Genomic DNA, 20991 nt, shown 5'->3' with positions numbered 1-20991 from the left:
CCTGACTTACTCTTTATTAAACATAATTGGCATATTTTTTAAATCTTGTTCAGTTCCATTTATAGATTGATACATTTTCCCAGCTTTATAATCAACATTCATTATTTTCCTTTTATCATCAGCAGAAACATTAGTAATAATAGGAAATTCTGTTTTTTTCTTAGCATTATGCAAGACTTCTCTTCCCTTTGAAGTGAAACCTAATACTCGTAAATATGGCATTTGTTGAAATTTTTCAAAATCACTTTTAGTTACATGTAATAAAGTCATCACAGCTAATCTACTTAATCTAGTATAAGTAAATCGTTTATTTTTTACTGCTTTAATCCAACTCTCAAAGTTTTGAGAAGTTTCACTACGATTTGCCATTTCAATCATACGATATTGAATTCCTTCACTCATTCCATATATTTCAGCCAACTCTTCAGGATTATGAGTTAGAAGTTCCATTTTTAAATGCATCCAAAAATCATCCCATGAAACCAATCTTTGTGATAATAAATCAGAAAGCGTTTCTGCAGGCACAAATTTTTCAATTTCATCATCATTATTAAACAAAGCTCTTCGAATTGCTGAAGCACTTGCAATCGTGCCTGTTTCTTGTAGATGCATATCATGATAATTAGCATTTTTTCTTTGAATTGGATGTAAGTTAATATTAGCATTTAATTTTAAATTGGCCTTAGCATATGCAAGTCCTAGTAAATCATTAGGTTGCTCTACACTATGTCCAATCTTTTCAGTTATTATTCTTTGATATGACCGTGCAAATGACTCATTTCGTTTAGTAAAGTCACCCTTTATATCTTTTACAATTTTTGCAAAATTCATAAAGTCATAATCAGAATGTTCTGCACCAAAAAATAAATCAGTTACTCCCATTTGAAAGTGAGTCCATACTCCATAATATGCAAATCTATCAGCAGCTTGAACAGCAGCTAAAACAGGCATTTCCATTACTAAATCAGCACCATTTGCTAAACATTCTTTTGCGCGATGCCATTTATCAATAATTGCCGGTTCCCCTCTTTGCAAAAAATTACCACTCATTGCAATTACCAATGGCGCATTTGGAAATGCTTTTTTCACTTGTTTAATTTGATATAGATGTCCGTTATGAAAAGGATTATACTCTGTAATGATTCCTACAATTGATTTCATTAGTTAAGCCAATCTGTAATTTCAACGTCATCTGCATCTGCCCATAATTTCTCTAAATTATAGAATTTACGTGTCTCTGCTTTAAATACATGGGCAACTACATCACCTAAATCAATCAATACCCAATTTGCACCATTTTTCCCTTCCACATCACGTACATCATAACCAGCTTTTTCAGCCATTTCTTGAATATTTTCAGCAATTGCTTTTACTTGTCTTTCAGAATCAGCTTGCATTATTACAAAATAATCTGCTAGTAAACTAATCTTTTGTACATCTAAAGCAATTATCTCTTCAGCTCTTTTATTATCCGCTGCTTTTACAACTGTTTCTAATAACTTTTTACTATCTTCCATAATTCGTTTCTCCTTTAATTTTCAGCAACCCATTTATTATATGTCAGAATAGCTTCTGGATAAATTTTATGGTTTGCTTGCATTAAATATTGTAAAGTGTGTTTTGTTTCAAATTTAACTGCATCATCTAAATTTTGAAAAGCAATATTTCTCGCAAAATCGACATCTGGGAAAACTCTTCCTGGTTCGATATAATCGGCAACATAGACAATCTTGTCCAATGTATTCATATGAACATTTCCAACTGTATGATTACGAACTGCATCTAAAACTAATTTATTTTTGATATTTAATTCATCACGTATAATTTCAGCACCGACTTCTCCATGCCAAATGAAATTTCCCCATTTTAACAATGATTTATCTAAATTTTTTTGAAAAATTTCTTTTTTAAATTCAGAATCACTTCTTTCTTTGGCATAATCATGAACTAAGCCTGCAATTGAAGCTAATTCTAAATTATAATCATTTAATTTTGCTAATTTAATTGCACATTGCTCCACTCTCAAACAATGTTCAAATCTTTCTTGGCTTAATGATGCTTTTAATTTACTAATAAGTTCTTCACGTGTACCAGGATAATAATCCTCTGTATATTTAAGTTCAATCAATGTACAAATTCTCCTTTTGAATGTATTCTTCAACTTCCTTAGGTACTAAATAATTAATTGAACATCCTTGTTTTATTTTCTGCCGAATTAATGTTGAACTAATTGCTAATTCTGGTACATCAACCCATATCACTGGATATTTTGTTTTTGTGCTGAAACCAGGACGTCTAACTCCAATGAATTGAACTAAATTAACTAATTCATCTATTTCACGCCATTTAGGCAAATACTCTACCATATCCCCACCTATAATAAAGTAATATTTATTTTCAGGATGCAATTTGGTTAACTCCCTGAATGTATCAATACTAAAACTTATGCCACCTTTTTTTATTTCATAATCTTCAACACCGAACTTAGGATTATCCTGAGTTGCTAATTCTAGCATTTTTAACCGTTTTTCAGCTGAAATTGCTTTTTTATGATCAATGTGTGGTGGAATATTATCTGGCATAAAAAGTACTTTATCTAAGTCTAATTGATCCAAAACTTGATCAGCAATAATTAAATGTCCTAAATGAATAGGATTAAAAGTACCACCTAAAATTCCAATTCGCTTTTTAGTATCATCCAATTCAACTTCATGCATAATTTTTACTTCAGGACTTATTATTTTTTGAACATTCATAATCATCCCTGCTTAAATTTTCGCAACTTCAATTGAATATGAGCGATTATTCTTTTTACTTGATTGCTTAAATAAAACTAATGTATGTCCAATTGTTTGCACTACTTGGATATTTGAATTAGCTTCGATATATTCTTTTACTTCATCAACTTCTAATAAACAGTTATTTAAAATATTAACTTTAATAAGTTCTCGCTTCTCTAATGCATCATTTACTTGCTTTATCCATTTTTGGTCAATGCCATCTTTTCCAATTTGAAATAGTGGACGCATAGTATGTGCTTGACTTCTTAAGTATCGTTTTTGTTTTCCTCTTAAATTCAATTCGTTCACCTCTATCTTTAAATCATAGCTTTTCTTAATGAAACGCCTACACCTTCTGGAGCCCATCCGGCTACAACGCTATCCTTAGGTACTGTAATCCATCCTAAACCAGAAAAAACTAAATCGCTTTTTTCTTTAGTTTTAAATTCATATCGAACCAATTTAGGAAATGATGTTTCAAGCTCATCTTTGGTTGGTGGTTGTAATAGTTCTCCCGCATGTTTCTGATAAAATTTTTCTGCATTAATTAGTTTTGTACGATGTATTTTTAAATTATTATCTAAATAAACTACTATGCCATTTCTATCTTTAGTACCTGAAATAAAATCAAATCTTGCTAATGCACTTAAAAATAAAGTTTGTTGGTCCTGTAATTGAAATACTTTAGGCTTAATTTCTTTTTGAGGTGTAACTAAGCGTAATTCTTTTGGCGCAAGATAATGTGCCATTTGATTTCGATGAATGATTCCGGGAGTATCAATCAAGAAGTGACCATCATCCAGTGGGATTTCGATTCGATCTAATGTTGTTCCTGGAAATTTAGATGTTGTAATTAACTGTTTAACCCCTGTTAATTGTTGAATAATCTTATTAATTAATGTTGATTTACCAACATTAGTTACTCCAACAACGTATACATCTCGACCATTCCGATATTCCTCTATTTTTTCTAATAATTGATCAATTTCAAATCCCTTTTTAGCACTTGTTAAAATCACATCAATAGGACGTAATCCTTCTTTATTTGCAGATTGTCTAACCCAATCTTTAATTCTTGAACGTTTAAGAGATTTAGGCAATAAATCCTCCTTATTTCCGACCATTAAGATTGGATTATTTCCAACAAAACGCTGTAATCCTGGAATTATTGAACCTGTAAAATCAAATATATCAATTACATTGATAATTAATGCATCCTTTTGACTTAATTGATTTAGAAAGCTTAAAAAATCATCATCTGTATATTCCACATCTGCAATCTCATTATAATGTCTTAATCGGAAACATCTTTGACAATAAATATCATCTTTTTGTTTTTCTAATGCAGACTTTGGTATGTAACCAGCTTTATCTGAATCTTCTGTTTGGATAATAGCACCACAACCAATACATCTTAATTCATCAGTCATTTAGTTTTATCTCCCATTTAAATTCAATATTATATTTTTTTATCATTTTATTTTTAATTATATTTTCAAGGAATCTATTAAATTTTGTATTCCACGCATCCGACTCTACAATTGGTTTTACTAGGATACTCTTGATTCCGGAACGATTTGCTGCCAAAACATCTGTCATTAGTTGATCTCCAACAAGTACAATATTTTGTGGTTCAATGTCATACTGTTTTCTAGCAATATTTATGCCACGTTTTAATGGTTTCATTGCACGTGAAATATATGGCAAGTCAAATTTTTCTACCGCCTTTTTTACTCTTTCTTCATTATTATTAGATACAACAACAACTGGAATCCCTGCATCTTTCATTTCTTTTAACCAGGCTTTTAATTCAGGTGTTCCATCTGGATTATTCCAAGCAATCAATGTGTTATCTAAATCAGTTAATATCAATTTAATATTATTATTTCGAATTTGATCAGGCGTTAAATTATAAATTGACTTTAACATCCATGTAGGCTTAAATTCTTCTAGCATCAATAATCTCCTATTATCATATAATTAATTATCCACATATCATTATAAATGAAAAATATAAATAAAAAAACTGAGATCATCAAAAGATGTCCCAGTCATTATTAACGATTAATTATTTTTCTAAAGCTTTCTTTGCTTCATCAACAAGAGCTTTGAATGCATCTGCATCGTTAACTGCTAAATCTGCAAGCATCTTACGGTTTACTTCAATTTCAGCTAACTTCAATCCATGCATCAACTTGCTGTAACTAATATCATTCATACGTGCTGCAGCATTGATACGAGCAATCCATAACTTACGGAAGTTTGACTTAGTCTTACGACGGTCACGGAATGCATATTGATATGATTTCATAACTTGTTGCTTAGCAACTTTAAATTGAATATGCTTTGAACCGCGATATCCTTTAGCTAATTTAATCATCTTTTTACGACGTTTGCGTGTAACTGTTCCACCTTTAACACGTGGCATAAAAATTCCTCCTCAAATTGAAACGTAATGTTTCTTTCGTTCAAAAATTTAGTTAATTATTTCATTTGTGAAAGCATTTGCTTGATACGTTTCATATCTGATGATGAAACCATTGCTGCTTTCCGTAATTGACGACGTTGCTTAACTGTCTTACCGTGGAAACGGTGTGATGTATAAGCGTGATGACGTTTTAAACCACCCTTACCTGTACGTTTAAAACGTTTTGTTGATGCGCGGTGTGTTTTCATTTTTGGCATAATAAAATCCTCCTATTAATCTAATCACCTATTTATCTGTTTTAGGTGCTAGCATTAAGAACATGCTACGTCCATCCATTTTTGCTTTGGATTCCACATTTGCAACATCCTTGGTCTCCTCTGCAAAACGGCTAAGAACTTCACGTCCAATGTCTTTATGAGTAATAGCACGACCCTTGAAACGGATTGAAACTTTAACTTTATCTCCTTTTGCAAGAAACTTACGTGCGTTCTTCATCTTTGTATTAAAGTCATTCGTGTCAATTGTTGGACTCAATCGAACTTCTTTGACATTAACCACTTTTTGCTTTTTACGAGCTTCGCGTTGCTTCTTTTGTAATTCAAAACGGTATTTACCATAATCCATTACTTTAGCAACAGGTGGCTTAGCTTTAGGTGCAACAAGAACTAAATCAAGATTTTCACGCTCAGCAATTTCCAAAGCTTCACGTTTAGATTTAACACCAAGTTGATCACCATTGCTACTGATCAAACGAACTTCACGAGCACGAATGCCGTCATTAACCATTTTATCTACTGCTATGATACTTCACCTCCAAATAAATTCAGAGAGAAAATGCAGATAAAAAATACCTCTGTTTGATTTGCAGCAAACAGAGGTACCGTCCGATTTACGGAATTAATTTCTTAATTTCTGCCCGGAGACTCTTGTCTGCAAGGCGAGAAGCGGTTGCCTCTGCTTTTTTCTCAACTTTTTAAAGTTTAACAATTAATTCCACAAATGTCAAGGATTAATTTTCGCGACTGTAACTTTCAATATCTTGATTGATCATTGTTACAAATTCATCAAATGGCAATGTTTCTGTATCTTCTTTTCCGTAATGACGAACAGTAACTGTGTGATTTTCAGTTTCAGAATCTCCAACTACTAAAGTATATGGGATTTTGTTTACCTGTGCTTGACGAATCTTATATCCCATCTTTTCATTACGATCATCTAATTTGACACGAATATGATGTGCTGTAAGTTTACTTGATAATTCTTTAGCATATTCTAAATGATGTTCATTACTTACTGGAATGATTGTAACTTGTTCAGGTGATAACCATGTTGGAAAGGCACCCTTATAAATTTCAGTTAAGTAAGCTGTGAAACGTTCTAGTGTTCCAATTACTCCACGGTGAATCATAATAGGACGGTGTTCTTCACCATCTGCACCAATATAACTTAAATCAAATCGTTCTGGAAGTAAGAAATCTAATTGAATAGTAGACATTGTTTCTTCAGCGCCTAAAGCTGTTTTTGTTTGGATATCTAATTTTGGACCGTAAAATGCAGCTTCGCCTTCAGCTTCATAATATTCAAGTCCTAAATCATCCATTGCGCCTTTAAGCATTTTTTGTGATTTTTCCCACATTTCATCATCATTATAGTATTTTTCTGTATTTTCTGGATCACGGTAACTTAAACGGAATGTGTAATCAGTAATATTAAAGTCTTTGTATACATCCATAATTAATCGAAGAATCTTAGCAAATTCTTCTTGAATTTGATCCATTGTAACAAATGTGTGGCCATCGTTCAATTCCATTTCACGTACACGTTGTAATCCTGATAATGCACCTGATTTTTCATATCTGTGCATCATACCAATTTCAGCTATTCGTAATGGTAATTCACGATATGAACGTTTATGATGCTTATATATTTGTATATGTGATGGACAATTCATGGGACGTAATTCAAGCATTTCGCCCTCACCCATATCCATTGGTGGGAACATGTCATCATGATAATGGTCCCAGTGGCCAGATTGTTTATAAACATCTAAGTTCATTAAAACAGGTGTATAAACATGTTCATATCCATCAGCAACTTCTTTATCGATAATATAACGTTCAATTGTACGACGAATTGTTGCACCCTTTGGCATCCAATAAGGTAATCCAGCACCAACCTTTGGATCTACAAAGAATAAATCTAAGTTGTTCCCAATAACACGATGATCACGTTCACGTGCTTCTTTTCGTCTTACATCATCTGCTTCTAAATCTTTTTGCTTATAAAATGCTGTTCCATAGATACGTTGAAGCATTGGATTACTTGAGGCACCCTTCCAATATGCACCAGCAACTGATAAAATCTTATAAACTTTGATCATTCCAGTTGAAGCTAATTGAACATCACCTAAGTACTTGAAATCATCTTGTTGATACATTACAACTTCTGAATCTTGTGCATTTTCTTTAATTAGTTCTGTTTGATATTCATCATTTGCAACCAATTTTAATGCTTCTTCAAGAGGTACAGATACTTTTTCAATCGCAATGTTCTTTTTAATCAATTTATTCATTTCAGCAGTAATTTTTTCAAAATCGTCTTCTGAAACTTGGCCTTCTTGATTATCTGTATCTAGGAAAAATCCATGTTCTGTTGCTTTACTTTCACCAAATTTCATTTCTGGATATAAATTATGCAAAGCATGTTTAAGGACTTGAGATACTGTATTCCATAGTACAACTAGACCTTCATCAGAATCTTTTGTAATAATCTCAATAGATCCATCTTCAGTAAGATTTTCATGATAATCCACTAATTGATTATTGAATTTTCCGGCAACTGCTTTTTTAGCTAAACTAATACTAATTGATTTAGCAATATCTTCTACTGTTACACCCTTTTCAAATGGTTTAACCGAACCATCTGGGAAAGTAATATTAATTTCTGACATATAAAATCCTCCTTCAACAAAATCCAGATAAACGAAAATAAAAAAACGCCCCATATGCACTAATAATTGCATATGGGACGCATAAATACGTGGTTCCACCCAAATTCAATCTTATTATTTGCAAATAAGATTCTTCATTTTCGTCGATATCGAAACGACTCGCCTACGATTAAATAGGATAAAATGAAAGTGGTAAGCACGTTTATTAGAAACTTTCAGTCGAGGTTTCTATCCCTGAGTTAACGTTCCGTTTGTCTTTCATTAATTTAATTTAACCACCAATTTATCTTTTTGACAAGTCTATTTTTAAGGATTTCTTCGATTAATTCCAACCATTCGATATTCTGTTGCTAAAAATTTAATTCTTTCTGTTATCCTTAAGGCCTTTAAAGGCTCTGAATCTCCTTTATTAGTAACTGTTAAAAATTGATCCTTTAATTCACTAATTGACAAATTTGAACTAAATAATGTTGGTAATTCATTTGCCATCCTATACTCTAAAATTACACCGAGAACGTTATCTCTTATCCAAGATGTAATTTGTGTAGACCCAATATCATCAAAAATAACAACGGCAGTGTTTTTTATTTGATTAATTATCTGACTTGTTCGATTTTCACTAATTGCATTCATCATTTCGCCTACAAAAGTTGGAAAATGATAATATCGAACTTCAATATTTTTTTCTGCCAATTTAATTGCTATTGCAGCTAATAAATAACTTTTTCCAACACCAAAACTTCCAGATAAATATAATCCTTTAGGAAAACTTCCATTATCTTGTTTAAAATACGTTGTACAATTATCAATAAATTCTAATGCTGCTTTTAAGGGCTCTTCACGTCCCTTGATATCATAATTTTCAATTCGAGCCTTCTGCAAACTTTTAGGCAAATTAATTGCTTTAATATTGTCCTTTAATTGTTGACTCTTCTTTTGTTTTGAAAACGACTCTGTAGGTTTATATACAACTTCAATATGATGATCACTCACAATTAAATATGGTGCGTATCCAGGCGCGAAAGTTTTTTTACCAGCCTTCATTTCATCTTTTATTGTTACAAATTCATATAATTTGCTAAAACCCTTAATTACATCTTCTTTTGATAATTTATCTTGATTTTCTTTCAAAAAATTTGCAACTTCATTATCTTGTATCACTTGATTAAATAATGTTAGATATTTTTCACGTAATTGTTGATCATGAAAGCGTCGCTTTAATCCGTCGCTTATATTATCCATATTTGTTCATACCTCACTTAGTGATCATCATTAATTTTTTTCATTAATCGTTTAATATCTTGATTAATTTCTTCGCTATTACTTATATTTTGACTCTTTTCTTCATTACTTTGTTTTTTGGCCCAATCTGGTAATTTTTCAACAATCGGTTTACGACCCTTAGATTGAAATTTCGTAGATTTTTTTCTCATTCCAGCTTGTCTCTTAAGAATATAATTAATTGCTTGCTGTGGAGTTTTTATCTTTTGTTTCATCCAATCTAATGCAGTCTTTTCAAAATATTTTTGATTAATAGAACTCATTTGTTGATCAACTAACATATAATGAATTAATACATTAATCACAGCTAAAGGAAGGCCACCATCAGAAACAGCTTTCGAGATTGTAATTCGTTCCTCATTGGAAATCGAAGGCATCCCTTGTTCTTCTTTTAGTGCACTTAAAAATTCCATTGGGGCATATTCTTGAAATGCTTGGAATAAAATTTTTTCTTCATTCCCATTAAAATTATCTGCCTCAACAGTTTTATTTTCATTTTCCCTTGAATCAGAATGCATAGACGGATTTTTAAGAATAAATTCATATTTTTGGCTTGCTAATTTTCTAAAAGCTAACCAGTTAACCCTATCATGCGCAACATCAAATGATTCTTCAATTAATTTAACGACTTGCATTTCATCCAGTCCGTACATCATCGCAATTGTATTAATGGTCTCTAAATTTTTTGTAACATCTTGAACATTAACAAATGAATTTTGCAAAATTTTTTTCATGAATTGATAGTCCAATTTTTCAGGAATAACAATTTTTTTACTATCATTTTGAGAAACTCTAAGAGAAGATTCTGAAGTTTTCAAATTTTGTTTTTCAAAGACATCTGCAAATGAATGTGTCAATTCTTTAAATTCATTTTTTGACCAATGATTTCCTTCAAACTTTTCAACTAATAAAGCGAACCTTTGGTCACCAACATATTGCAACAACATTGATGATAATAATTCATCATTAAAAAAGCTTTGTCCATCCTTAGCAGGCAATAGCTCATATACCATTAATGTATCATCCAATTTGCGATAAGACTTTAACAACGCAACTGCCTCAAGTCTTTTAATAGCATCAATAAATTCAGATAAATTAATTCCTAATGTAATTAATAACTGTTCATGTTGAGTAGCCGTAATTTGTTGAAAATTTCCTGTTTCTAACTGTGATACTAATGTTGTATATAATGAAACACTTGCTGTCCCTATAAATGGTTGGTATAACTGAGTTAAAGTTTCAAAGTGAAAATCTTGAAAACTAGACCTTGAAACCACTTTATATTGATCTGTTGCTAATAAATTGTGATTCAAAGTCTCTCCTCCTTATTAATCTGCATCTTTTCCATTTCTCTTCATTAATTCTTGCAATTCTTGTGCAAATGATTTCATATCTTTAAATTCGCGATAAACACTTGCGAAGCGAATATATGTTACATCATCAACATCTACTAAAATACTCATGACATATTCACCAATTAATTGACTAGAAATTTCGGTTCCGCCTACAGCACGAACTTTTTGTTCAACTTCATCTACTACACTTGTGATTTTATCCATACCTACTGGGCGTTTTTCCGCAGCTCTCATTATTCCATGAAGAATTTTATCACGATTAAACTCTTCGCGTGCTCCATTTTTCTTAATTACAAGTAAAGGTGTAGTTTCAATTCGTTCAAATGTAGTAAATCTAAAACCACATTTTTCACATTCACGTCTTCTTCTAATCGCGCGACCATTATCTGCTGGCCTACTATCCACTACACGTGAACTATTATTATGACATTGTGGGCAAAGCATTCTTTTCACCTCTTATAACAACTTATTCATTGACAACCATTTTATCATTTTTAGCTTTAAATCTTCAAATGTACCATCATTTTTTATGATAAAATCTGCATTTTGATTCCGTACTTTACTTGATATTTGAGCATCAATACGTGCTATTGCGTCTTGTTTAGTAAAATGGTTACGTTCCATTAATTGCTTAATCTGTCGTTCACGTGTTGTACATATTACCATCGTACTTGTACAAAAGCGCTCGTATTTTCCTTCAAATAAAAGTGCAATATCTAATACAATTAATTTAACTTGTTTTTGTTTTAGATTTTGTAATTCATTTAAAATTTCATGTTTAATTAGTGGAGACATAATTTGATTTAATTTTTCTAGTTCTTTTTGATTATTAAAAACTAAATCGCCTAACTTCTTTCTATTAAGTTCTCCATTTGATAATAGATATTCTGTACCGAATTCAGTAACTATTTTATTAAGTCCGATTTGATTTTTACATTGTAATTGGCGAGCCACAATATCCCCATCAATTATTTTTGCACCAAATTCCCTTAAAATATTGCTTGCAGTTGTTTTTCCACATGCAATTCCACCGGTTAAACCTAATACGTATGTCATTATTTTATTTTTTGCTCCTTAGGACATATATGTGTACCACGTTGCCCAACTACAATTCGTTCTATTTTTGTACCGCAACGTTCACATAATTCATTCGTTCTTCTATAAACATGTAACTGATTTTGAAAATCACCTGCATGATTAAAAGCAGTTTTAAAAGTAAAAACAGTTGTCCCTTGTGCTTTAATAGCTAACTTTAATTCTTTAATAATATTATCGTGTAATTTTTTCACATCAGCTTTAGTCAAATGACTAGCAATCGTTTGAGGATGTATTTTACTCATCCATAAAACTTCATCCACATAAATATTACCCAATCCTGTTACTACAGTTTGATCTAGTAAAGCTGGTTTTATCATTTTTTTCTTTTTTTGTAATCGTTGATAAAAATCATCAACTGTAAAATCATCACATAATGGTTCTGGACCAAGTTTTTTTATTCCAGGAAGATTCAATTCTTCTCCCGTTTTTACTAATTGCATTCGTCCAAATTTACGGGTATCATTATACCTCAAATCACGACCATCATCTAATTCAAAGACAACATGACTATGTTTCTCTAAAGGAACGTCATGATCTTCAATTAAATATTTTCCTTCCATTCTTAAATGAGAAACCATCGTATAATTATTTGAAAAACGAAATAGTAAGTATTTACCTCTACGGTCTATTTTTTCAATTTTCTGTCCTGTAATATTTTTTTTAAAATTATCAATGTCTCCAACAATCATTTTAGTGTAATAAATATCAACTTTTTTTATTTTAATATTTAACACCTGTGCTGAGACACCTCTTCTTACAGTTTCTACTTCAGGTAATTCTGGCATTCGAATCCTCCTTATTTCTTAGCATCAAACCATGTATTTCCACTAGCACTTTCAACTTTCAAAGGTACGCTTAATTTAACTGCTGAATCCATTACGCTAGGTACAAGTTTTTCTAAAATTTCAATTTCTTCTTTAGGCGCTTCAAATATTAATTCATCATGCACTTGTAAAAGCATTTTTGCCTTAAGACCCTTTTCTTTTAATTTTTCTTGCATATGAATCATCGCAATTTTAATAATATCAGCAGCACTTCCTTGAATTGGCGAATTCATTGCAGTACGCTCAGCAAATGAACGTAAATTATAATTTTTACTATTTATTTCAGGCAAATAACGTCTTCTATGGAACAATGTTTCTACATATCCTTGTTTCTTTGCTCGTTCAACAATTTCTGTCATATATTTATATACTCCAGGGAAAGAATCAAAATATGTCTCAATAAATTTTTTAGCTTGTTTTCGTGTTATTCCAATATTTTGTGCCAATCCATAATCACTAATACCATAAACTATTCCAAAATTAACTGCTTTTGCCTGCCTTCTCATATTAGGAGTTACTTGATCAGGACTAGATAATCCAAAAATTTTCATTGCTGTACTTGCATGAATATCTGAACCCTCTTTAAAGTCTTTTTGCATATTTTTATCTCCTGAAATGTGAGCTAAAACACGCAACTCAATTTGTGAATAGTCAGATGAAAAAATCTGCCAACCTTTATGACTTGGAATAAAGGCTTGACGAATCTTCCTTCCTTCTTCTAACCTTACTGGAATATTTTGCAAATTAGGATCTACTGAAGACAATCTACCTGTAGCTGTTAAAGTTTGTGTATATCGAGTATGTATTTTACCATCTGATAAAACTACCTTTAACAGACCTTCAATATACGTTGATTGTAATTTTGAAATTTGTCTATACATCAAAATATTATCTATAATTGGATTTAAACCACGTAATTTTTCTAACACGCTTACAGCTGTTGAATATCCCGTTTTAGTTTTTTTAATAACTGGTAATTTTAACTTTTCAAATAAAATTACTCCTAATTGTTTAGGAGATCCTATGTTAAATTTCTCGCCTGCTTCTTGATATATTTGTTGTTCAATTTCTGCTAATCGTTCTTTAAATTCACTTTGCATTGCTTTCAAGCGATCAACATCAACTTTAATTCCTGCTATTTCCATCTGAGCAAGAACAATTGATAATGGCCTCTCAATTGTCTTATATAAATCTACCTGATCATGATTTTCTAATTGTTTAAACAAATTATTTTTCAAGTCAGCAATTGCTTGTACTTTATGAGCTAAATGACTTAATAAAACTTCATTATCTTCTGGAATAGAATGTTTTGAACCTTTTCCATAGAATTCCTCATCGCTTTCAATATTTAAATAATTATGTTCATGTGCAAGAAGCCCAAGGTCATCACTATTATCAATATTATTTAATAGATAAGATACTAAAAGTAGGTCAAAGTCTACATTTGTCATTTGAATTCCAAGTCGATTCAAACCAACATAATTTCTTTTCGCATTAAAAACGTCTAATTTTAATTGAGGATTTTCTATAATTTTTTTCAAAATTGGAGTTTGCAACAATTTAAAATCTCTTGAGGTATAAATTTTTTGATTTATCATTAGTGAGAAACCAATAATCGGTGCAACATGATAATTATCCCCATCCATTTCTAGATGAAAAACCACTGAGGATTTTTCAGGAATATTAGATAAAGTCGTAAGATTATCTTGATTTAATTCTTCAAAATTAATTGGCTCAATATTTTTTGATTTATCACAATCGGCATTATCATCTAAATTTAACTCCTCTAAAAAACGTTTAAAATCCATTTGATGATAAAATTCAATTAACTTATCGTAATCAATCCCATTCCATTTTGTATCTTTTAGACCAATCTTCAAAGGAGCATTCTGTCTAATTGTAGCTAAATCTTTACTCATAAAAGCAACTTTTTTATCTTCAATTAAATGTTCTTTCATTTTAGATTTACGCATATTATCGATGTTTTCATATATTCCTTCGATAGATCCATATTCCTTCAATAATTTAATTGCTGTCTTTTCGCCTACTTTAGTTACGCCAGGATAATTATCTGAAGTATCTCCCACTAATCCCTTCATATCAATGATTTGTTTTGGTGCTAATCCATATTTTTCCTTAATAAAGTCCGGAGTATATTCTTCTATATCACTTACTCCTTTTTTTGTAATTGCAACAGTTGTTTTAGCAGTAACTAATTGAGTTAAATCCCGATCTCCTGTCACAATCGTAGTAATAAAGCCTTCCTCTTCAGCTTCTTTTGCTAATGTACCAATAATGTCATCTGCTTCATAATTTTTTAAATCATAACTTTTAATCCCATAATCTGCTAACATTTCTCGCAAAAACGGAAATTGCTCAGATAATTCTGTTGGTGTCTTTGATCTTTGTTTCTTATATTGGTTAAACTTTTCTGTTCTAAATGTCTCTTTGCCAGCATCAAACGCTACTAAAACATTTGTAGGCTGCAATTGTTTGAGCAACTTATCAAGCATAATTTTAAAGCTATAAATTGCACTAGTATGTAAGCCATCATGATTTACAAACTTATCCAAAGAATTATATAAACCATAAAATGCTCTAAATGCAACACTATTTCCGTCGATTAATAATAATTTTTTTTCTTGATTGCTCATTTTTTTCTTCCTTTAATCACATAATATTAAGTATATTTTACCAAATCATCACTAAAATTAAAAAGAAGCAAGATATTTAAATATCACTACTTTAAGGCTAATAAAAAAACTATGACTAATGTCATAGTTTTTTGTTAATTATTGTCACTGTTATTTCCAAAAATTTCTAATAAGTAAATAAAAATATTAATAAAATCTAAATAAAGTTGTAAAGCTCCATTTATAGCTAAATTAGTAACACCTATTTGATTACCATATTCAACATATAATTGTTTCATTCTTTGAGTATCCCAAGCCGTTAAAATTGTGAAAATAACAACTCCAATATAACTGAACACATATTCAATTGCTGCACTCTTTAAAAATAAATTGATTATTGAAACAATAAATAATGCAAATAATGCAGCCATTGCTTGTCGTCCAATCCTAGATAGGTCTTTTTTTGTATTTAATCCAAACACACTTAAAACTACAAAAACTACAGCAGCTGATACAAAAGCCATTGTAATATCTTTTGAGGCATAAACAGTTAAAATTGAAGAAAAGAGAATCCCCTCAATTGCTGCATAAATAAATAACATTGCAATGCTCATCGCTGGTGCTCGATTAGGATTAAATGATAATGAAAATACCATCGCAATTAAAATAATTCCAAGCACAATCATTGTTAATGGACTTGAAAAAATAGTACTTGCTAAAAATCTTGCTGTAACATATGCCATTATTGCAGAGATAGCAATTGCTCCCGCCATGTAGGCATACATCTTTGAAAGAAATTGATTTAATCCTTGAGTATTCAAAGATGATTGTTGATCAAAATTATTCATTAAATTCTCTCCTTAGTTATTAATTTGTATGTTAAGGATTATATCATAGTTTATTATTGTTTAATTAAATTTTACCTTTATATGATTAAGTATTAATTATTATTTAAACTTAATTCGCTTAATAATTGTTCATATACACGTTCATATTTTTGAATATCACCTGCACCCATAAATATTACTACTGCATCATGATAATCTAATAATGGTGACATATTATCCAATTTTAATACTTCGCCACCCTTAGTAATTTTCTTACCTAAATCAGCAGAAGAAACATTTCCACTGTTTTCACGAATAGACCCAAAAATATCAGTTAAATAAACTTGATCTGCAATATTTAAACTTTCTGCAAAGTCATCCATTAAAGCAATGGTACGCGTAAATGTATGAGGTTGGAAAACTGCAATTAACTTTTTATTTGGATATTGTTGTCTTGCAGCATCTAACGTAGCACGAATTTCATGTGGATGATGAGCATAGTCATCAATAATAACCATGTCAGCAACCGTCTTTTCTGTAAAACGACGCTTTACACCCTTGAATGTAAGTAATTGTTTTTTGATTTGATCTAAATCAATCTTTTCAAAATAACTAACAGCAATTACAGCTAGTGTATTTAATACATTGTGTTCACCAAACAAATGTGTTTCAAAATTACCCAAAAATTGATCATGGAAGAAAACATCAAAACTTGAACCTTGTGTTGTTCGTTTAATATTTTTAGCTATGAAATCATCATTTTCTTCAGTTCCATAATAATATACTGGAACATTTGCTTTTATTTTCCGTAAATACTTATCTTCACCCCATGCAAAAATACCCTTTTTGGTTTGCTTTGCTAAGGTTTCAAATGCATCACATACATCTTCAATTCCTGTAAAATAATCAGGATGATCAAAATCTATATTGGTCATAATTGCATAGTCAGGATGATATGCCACAAAATGTCTTCTATATTCGTCAGCTTCAAAGACAAAGAAACGTGCATCAGGTGTACCTTTTCCTGAACCATCACCTACTAAATAACTTGTAGGTGAAACACCACTTAATACGTGGGCTAAAAGCCCTGTTGTACTTGTTTTACCGTGAGCCCCTGCAACTCCAATACTTGTTGTTTCTTCAATAATCATCTCAACAACTTCTGGATAGCGCATTACTTTTAAGCCTAACTCTTTTGCTCGTTTAATTTCTTCTTGATCATCATCAAATGCATTTCCAGCAACGATTATCATATCTTTTTTGATATTATCTTTATCAAAAGATAATATTTTAATTCCAGCTTGTTCTAACCCTCGTTGCGTAAAAGTATATTTATCAATGTCAGATCCCATAACTTTGCATCCTTTATCATGCAAAATTAAAGCAAGTGAACTCATTCCTGTTCCTTTAATTCCAACAAAAAAATATGTTGCATCCATGTTCATTTAAAAAACCCTTTCTTAAGCTTATTAGGTACAGTGTACCATAAATCAATTTACTTATAAATTTTGATTTTATTCACCAAGTAACTTATCTAATTCTTCTTGAGTTAAGAATACTTTCCGAGGTTTTGAACCACGTGCTGGTGAAATATATTGTCTTTTTTCTAATTCTTCAATAATACGAGCTGCCCGATTATATCCAATTGAAAATACTCGCTGTAATTTAGATGTAGAGATGCTTTCTTCATTAACGATATAATCTAATACCCGAGGAAGTAATTCATCTTCATTTTCATGACTTAATTCTTTTTTCTTTAAGTTTTCTGGATCAAATGCATATTGCGGTTTACCTTGCTGTTTTACAAAAGCTACTACTTCATCAATTTTATCATCATTGATATACGTTCCTTGAAGCCTTTTAGCTTGGCTCTTTCCATTGCCCAAATATAACATATCACCTTTTCCCAACAACTTTTCAGCACCAGATGAATCGATAATCGTTCTAGAATCAATTTGGCTTGATACCATAAATGCAATTCTTGTTGGGATATTGTTCTTCATTGTTCCAGTAATTACATCAACACTTGGACGTTGAGTAGCTACTAACAAATGAATTCCACACGCTCTAGCTTTAGCTGTGATTTGACCAATATAATCTGAAATTTCAGCAGATGCTGTCATCATTAAATCAGCTAACTCATCAATAATAATTACAATATATGGCATATGAAGACCATATTCACCTGTATCTTCAGCTTTTTTATTAAACGCATCTATATCCCTAACTCCAGCAGCTGCTAATTTTTCATATCTTTGATTCATCTCTTCAACTGCCCATTTTAAAGATGCCGTTGCAGCTTGCGGATCAGAAATAACCGGAGCTAAAAGGTGTGGTAATCCTTCATATGGTGCCATTTCAACTGTCTTAGGATCAATTAAAAGTAATTTTACATCTTGAGGAGTTGCTTTATACAGTAATGAAACTAGTAAACTATTAATAAATACTGATTTCCCTGAACCTGTTGCACCAGCAATTAATCCATGAGGCATATCATGAATATTAGTAATTTGTGGAATTCCAAATAAATCAACTCCTAAAGCAACTGTTAGAGGTGACTTAGCATTTTTAAATTGTGGCGAATTTAAAACTTCAGAAAGCATTACTGGCCGTGAAAATTTATTAGGAATTTCAATTCCTACACTACTTTTACCGGAAATTGGTGCTTCAATTCTAATATCTTTAGCAGCTAAAGCTAATTTTAAATCATCAGCTAGATTTGTTATTTTGCTAACTTTTACACCTAATGCAAGTGTTACTTCAAACTGTGTTACTGTAGGCCCTACAGTCCAATCTTTCACTTCAGCTTTAACATTAAATGCTTTAAAAGTTTCGTTTAAAATTTGCGATTGACTTAAAGCCCATTCCTCAGTTTGACTACTATTATGAGCAATAGGAGCTGGTAATAAAGATAATGGTGGTAGTTGATATCCTTTATATTCATTATTATGCATATCAACTGCTCCATGATCTTCATCATTATTTGTATCAAAAATTTTCAAATTATGTTGTGCATTGTTTTCTGCGCTTAAAATATCAGAAAGTGATTTGTTCAATGCATGATTTTTTTCAGGTTCCTGTTCCTCTGTAACAGCATTAGATTCATCCTTAACATCAATCTCTTCATCTTCTTTTTCAGATTTAAATTGATGCACTTCAGAATTCTTTTCAAAATTATCTTTAACTCGACATGCTTTTGTTTCGAATTCATCTTCATCTGTTGACTCTGAAATTTTTTCTACAGTTGGTTCACTATATTCTGTTTTAGTATCTTCTATGTTTTTATCCATAATTTCTGATTGGTCAATTTCAGAATTATAAATCTCATGTTGATAAATTTGCTCATTATCTTTCTCAGATGTTTGTTTATCGAATTCATTATCTGTTATTTCTTCTGTTGAAGTCATGTCCTCTTCAACTTGTTGACTTTGAACACTATCTAACTCTTTATGAATTAAATCAATTACGTCATCATCTTGAGAATCATCAAATAATAAGTAATTATCATCTTCTTTTTTAATTTCAAAAATTAGGTTTTTATACTTTTGTCTCAAATTATTTGATCTAAAACTTAAGACAGAAGGTGGAATATAACTAGGATGAAATTCCTTATGATTATATTCATTAACTGGTTCTACTTTATTTTCTTCTTCATTTTCGTTAATATTTTTTTCTGAATTTTGTTTTTTTATATTATCATTTTTTGCTCTTCTAAAAAAAGCTGGCCCATCATAATGTTTCATAATTTATGATCATCCTTACTAAAAAAATTGGGCTAGTAACAAATGAATGTTACCTAGCCCATTTTATCACAAATTACTAAATTTATTGATTAATTTTCTACAAATAATGTTGCAGCTTTATCAAAATCAAATTCATCACCTGCATGATATTCATCTGCCGGTAATACTAAAATACCACGTTTTTGAGGTGCATTTGGAAGATTCAATTCTCTTGCTGAGCAAATCATGCCATCACTCTCTACACCGCGTAATTTGCCGTTCCAAATCATTGCACCAGTAGGCATCATTGCCCCTTCTTTAGCAACAACGACTGTCTGACCTTCTTGAATATTAGGTGCTCCACAAACAATTTGTAATATTTTATCATTATCCACTAACGTTTGAGTAATGTGTAAATGGTCAGAATCTGGATGTTCTTCCATTTTCTTTACATAACCCACTACAAATTTTGGTTCATTGTCAAATGTTAATAGATCTTTAAAGCCTAACTCTTTTAAATGTTGATTTAATACATTTACTTGGTCTGTCGTTAATTTGATTTGTCCATTTCCATTTAATCCAGACAATACTTTTGAAATTTCAAAAAAGTTATATCCAATCGTTTGATTATTTTCTTTATTAAAAATACGAACTACATCTTCTTTTTTTTCAAATGACTGTTCTTTTACATCTGGATTAATCATTGTAATTAAAACATCCCCAAGATGTTTTGGATTATAACTAGCTATTAACATTTATATCCCTCATTTCACACTATCTAAAAATTTTTCAACTTCTTGTTTAGTTTTGCGTTCTTTATTTACAAATCGGCTAACTTCTTGTCCATTTTTAAATACAACAAAACTTGGAATTCCCATAATTGACATTTCATCACATAATTCAATATTCTCATCACGATCAATTTTTATAAAATCGAATTCTGAATATTCTTCCTCAATTTCACTCATTGCTGGTTTAATAAACCGACAATCCGGACACCAGTCGGCTGTAAAAAATAATACATACTTTCCCTTGGAAAGTTTATTCTCTAATTCTTTTAAATTAGTTTTTTCTAACTTTTCCATTACTTCAT

General features: G+C 30.9%; 22 protein-coding genes. All 22 read right to left on the bottom strand.

From position 1 onward, the window contains the following. Positions 1 to 6: 6 nt before the first annotated feature. The 22 genes from QPK35_RS01925 to QPK35_RS01820 all read right to left on the bottom strand — a co-directional run bounded on the left by QPK35_RS01925 (position 7) and on the right by QPK35_RS01820 (position 20983). Positions 7 to 1161: a nucleotidyltransferase gene (locus tag QPK35_RS01925; RefSeq protein ID WP_290033778.1), complete on the bottom strand. Its 1155-nt coding sequence runs from the start codon at positions 1159 to 1161 to the stop codon at positions 7 to 9. Further along, positions 1161 to 1517: a ribosome silencing factor gene (gene rsfS / locus QPK35_RS01920; RefSeq protein WP_290033777.1), complete on the bottom strand. Its 357-nt coding sequence runs from the start codon at positions 1515 to 1517 to the stop codon at positions 1161 to 1163. Before rsfS ends, QPK35_RS01925 begins: the two co-directional genes overlap by 1 nt. 14 nt (positions 1518 to 1531) lie before the next feature. Beyond that, entirely contained in the window at positions 1532 to 2128 is a 597-nt protein-coding gene (gene yqeK / locus QPK35_RS01915; RefSeq protein WP_290033776.1) for a bis(5'-nucleosyl)-tetraphosphatase (symmetrical) YqeK, read from the bottom strand. Then, positions 2121 to 2756: a nicotinate-nucleotide adenylyltransferase gene (locus QPK35_RS01910; RefSeq protein ID WP_290033774.1), complete on the bottom strand. Its 636-nt coding sequence runs from the start codon at positions 2754 to 2756 to the stop codon at positions 2121 to 2123. The genes yqeK and QPK35_RS01910 overlap by 8 nt, the downstream gene beginning before the upstream one ends. Positions 2757 to 2768: 12 nt before the next feature. After that, the gene (yhbY, locus tag QPK35_RS01905; RefSeq protein WP_290033773.1) at positions 2769 to 3080 is read right to left on the bottom strand and encodes a ribosome assembly RNA-binding protein YhbY; all 312 of its coding nucleotides are present in this window, start codon (positions 3078 to 3080) and stop codon (positions 2769 to 2771) included. A gap of 17 nt (positions 3081 to 3097) precedes the next feature. Further along, on the bottom strand, positions 3098 to 4210 hold the full coding sequence (gene yqeH / locus QPK35_RS01900; protein ID WP_290033772.1) for a ribosome biogenesis GTPase YqeH: 1113 nt from the start codon (positions 4208 to 4210) through the stop codon (positions 3098 to 3100). Further along, positions 4203 to 4736 (bottom strand): YqeG family HAD IIIA-type phosphatase, encoded by a 534-nt coding sequence (locus QPK35_RS01895; protein ID WP_290033771.1) that lies wholly within the window; start codon positions 4734 to 4736, stop codon positions 4203 to 4205. Before QPK35_RS01895 ends, yqeH begins: the two co-directional genes overlap by 8 nt. A 112-nt stretch (positions 4737 to 4848) precedes the next feature. After that, positions 4849 to 5208, bottom strand: coding sequence for a 50S ribosomal protein L20 (gene rplT / locus QPK35_RS01890; RefSeq protein WP_290033770.1), 360 nt, complete (start codon positions 5206 to 5208; stop codon positions 4849 to 4851). 56 nt (positions 5209 to 5264) lie between these two features. After that, positions 5265 to 5465: a 50S ribosomal protein L35 gene (gene rpmI, locus QPK35_RS01885; protein WP_290033769.1), complete on the bottom strand. Its 201-nt coding sequence runs from the start codon at positions 5463 to 5465 to the stop codon at positions 5265 to 5267. Positions 5466 to 5493: 28 nt separating this feature from the next. Beyond that, on the bottom strand, positions 5494 to 5994 hold the full coding sequence (gene infC / locus QPK35_RS01880) for a translation initiation factor IF-3 (RefSeq protein WP_290033768.1): 501 nt from the start codon (positions 5992 to 5994) through the stop codon (positions 5494 to 5496). Positions 5995 to 6217: 223 nt separating this feature from the next. Continuing rightward, positions 6218 to 8158 carry a threonine--tRNA ligase gene (gene thrS, locus QPK35_RS01875; RefSeq protein ID WP_290033767.1) on the bottom strand — a complete coding sequence of 647 codons (1941 nt, stop codon included), beginning with the start codon at positions 8156 to 8158 and terminating at the stop codon, positions 6218 to 6220. A gap of 306 nt (positions 8159 to 8464) precedes the next feature. Further along, the gene (dnaI, locus tag QPK35_RS01870; RefSeq protein ID WP_290033766.1) at positions 8465 to 9400 is read right to left on the bottom strand and encodes a primosomal protein DnaI; all 936 of its coding nucleotides are present in this window, start codon (positions 9398 to 9400) and stop codon (positions 8465 to 8467) included. 17 nt (positions 9401 to 9417) lie between these two features. Beyond that, positions 9418 to 10752 carry a DnaD domain protein gene (locus QPK35_RS01865; RefSeq protein WP_290033765.1) on the bottom strand — a complete coding sequence of 445 codons (1335 nt, stop codon included), beginning with the start codon at positions 10750 to 10752 and terminating at the stop codon, positions 9418 to 9420. A 15-nt stretch (positions 10753 to 10767) separates the two neighbouring features. Beyond that, positions 10768 to 11238 (bottom strand): transcriptional regulator NrdR, encoded by a 471-nt coding sequence (gene nrdR, locus QPK35_RS01860; RefSeq protein ID WP_290033764.1) that lies wholly within the window; start codon positions 11236 to 11238, stop codon positions 10768 to 10770. Positions 11239 to 11250: 12 nt separating this feature from the next. Continuing rightward, entirely contained in the window at positions 11251 to 11850 is a 600-nt protein-coding gene (gene coaE / locus QPK35_RS01855) for a dephospho-CoA kinase (protein WP_290033763.1), read from the bottom strand. Further along, complete coding sequence (gene mutM, locus QPK35_RS01850; protein ID WP_290033762.1) at positions 11850 to 12677, bottom strand: DNA-formamidopyrimidine glycosylase; 828 nt, start codon at positions 12675 to 12677, stop codon at positions 11850 to 11852. The genes coaE and mutM overlap by 1 nt, the downstream gene beginning before the upstream one ends. Before the next feature lie 11 nt (positions 12678 to 12688). Then, complete coding sequence (gene polA / locus QPK35_RS01845; protein ID WP_290033761.1) at positions 12689 to 15370, bottom strand: DNA polymerase I; 2682 nt, start codon at positions 15368 to 15370, stop codon at positions 12689 to 12691. Positions 15371 to 15504: 134 nt separating this feature from the next. After that, positions 15505 to 16197 carry a Bax inhibitor-1/YccA family protein gene (locus QPK35_RS01840; protein ID WP_290033760.1) on the bottom strand — a complete coding sequence of 231 codons (693 nt, stop codon included), beginning with the start codon at positions 16195 to 16197 and terminating at the stop codon, positions 15505 to 15507. A gap of 92 nt (positions 16198 to 16289) precedes the next feature. Then, positions 16290 to 17621 (bottom strand): UDP-N-acetylmuramate--L-alanine ligase, encoded by a 1332-nt coding sequence (gene murC, locus QPK35_RS01835; RefSeq protein WP_290033759.1) that lies wholly within the window; start codon positions 17619 to 17621, stop codon positions 16290 to 16292. Positions 17622 to 17690: 69 nt separating this feature from the next. Further along, complete coding sequence (locus QPK35_RS01830) at positions 17691 to 19919, bottom strand: DNA translocase FtsK (RefSeq protein ID WP_290033758.1); 2229 nt, start codon at positions 19917 to 19919, stop codon at positions 17691 to 17693. Positions 19920 to 20008: 89 nt separating this feature from the next. Then, the gene (ytpR, locus tag QPK35_RS01825) at positions 20009 to 20653 is read right to left on the bottom strand and encodes a YtpR family tRNA-binding protein (protein WP_290033757.1); all 645 of its coding nucleotides are present in this window, start codon (positions 20651 to 20653) and stop codon (positions 20009 to 20011) included. A 9-nt stretch (positions 20654 to 20662) separates the two neighbouring features. Continuing rightward, complete coding sequence (locus QPK35_RS01820) at positions 20663 to 20983, bottom strand: thioredoxin family protein (protein WP_290033756.1); 321 nt, start codon at positions 20981 to 20983, stop codon at positions 20663 to 20665. Positions 20984 to 20991 lie beyond the last annotated feature (8 nt).

Origin of the sequence: Ligilactobacillus cholophilus, from assembly GCF_030389495.1 — a bacterium.
Lineage (GTDB): Bacteria > Bacillota > Bacilli > Lactobacillales > Lactobacillaceae > Ligilactobacillus > Ligilactobacillus cholophilus.
Note: the sequence above shows the minus strand (reverse complement) of the source record. Positions and strands in the feature narration are given on the sequence as shown.

Coding starts and splice junctions, on each gene's coding strand:
- QPK35_RS01820 (WP_290033756.1), bottom strand. CDS start 20,983: ATGGAAAAGTTAGAAAAAACTAATTTAAAAGAATTAGAGAATAAACTT.
- QPK35_RS01925 (WP_290033778.1), bottom strand. CDS start 1,161: ATGAAATCAATTGTAGGAATCATTACAGAGTATAATCCTTTTCATAAC.
- nrdR (WP_290033764.1), bottom strand. CDS start 11,238: ATGCTTTGCCCACAATGTCATAATAATAGTTCACGTGTAGTGGATAGT.
- polA (WP_290033761.1), bottom strand. CDS start 15,370: ATGAGCAATCAAGAAAAAAAATTATTATTAATCGACGGAAATAGTGTT.
- QPK35_RS01910 (WP_290033774.1), bottom strand. CDS start 2,756: ATGAATGTTCAAAAAATAATAAGTCCTGAAGTAAAAATTATGCATGAA.
- rsfS (WP_290033777.1), bottom strand. CDS start 1,517: ATGGAAGATAGTAAAAAGTTATTAGAAACAGTTGTAAAAGCAGCGGAT.
- mutM (WP_290033762.1), bottom strand. CDS start 12,677: ATGCCAGAATTACCTGAAGTAGAAACTGTAAGAAGAGGTGTCTCAGCA.
- rpmI (WP_290033769.1), bottom strand. CDS start 5,465: ATGCCAAAAATGAAAACACACCGCGCATCAACAAAACGTTTTAAACGT.
- QPK35_RS01830 (WP_290033758.1), bottom strand. CDS start 19,919: ATGAAACATTATGATGGGCCAGCTTTTTTTAGAAGAGCAAAAAATGAT.
- QPK35_RS01840 (WP_290033760.1), bottom strand. CDS start 16,197: ATGAATAATTTTGATCAACAATCATCTTTGAATACTCAAGGATTAAAT.
- yqeH (WP_290033772.1), bottom strand. CDS start 4,210: ATGACTGATGAATTAAGATGTATTGGTTGTGGTGCTATTATCCAAACA.
- dnaI (WP_290033766.1), bottom strand. CDS start 9,400: ATGGATAATATAAGCGACGGATTAAAGCGACGCTTTCATGATCAACAA.
- thrS (WP_290033767.1), bottom strand. CDS start 8,158: ATGTCAGAAATTAATATTACTTTCCCAGATGGTTCGGTTAAACCATTT.
- coaE (WP_290033763.1), bottom strand. CDS start 11,850: ATGACATACGTATTAGGTTTAACCGGTGGAATTGCATGTGGAAAAACA.
- QPK35_RS01895 (WP_290033771.1), bottom strand. CDS start 4,736: ATGCTAGAAGAATTTAAGCCTACATGGATGTTAAAGTCAATTTATAAT.
- rplT (WP_290033770.1), bottom strand. CDS start 5,208: ATGCCACGTGTTAAAGGTGGAACAGTTACACGCAAACGTCGTAAAAAG.
- infC (WP_290033768.1), bottom strand. CDS start 5,994: ATGGTTAATGACGGCATTCGTGCTCGTGAAGTTCGTTTGATCAGTAGC.
- ytpR (WP_290033757.1), bottom strand. CDS start 20,653: ATGTTAATAGCTAGTTATAATCCAAAACATCTTGGGGATGTTTTAATT.
- murC (WP_290033759.1), bottom strand. CDS start 17,621: ATGAACATGGATGCAACATATTTTTTTGTTGGAATTAAAGGAACAGGA.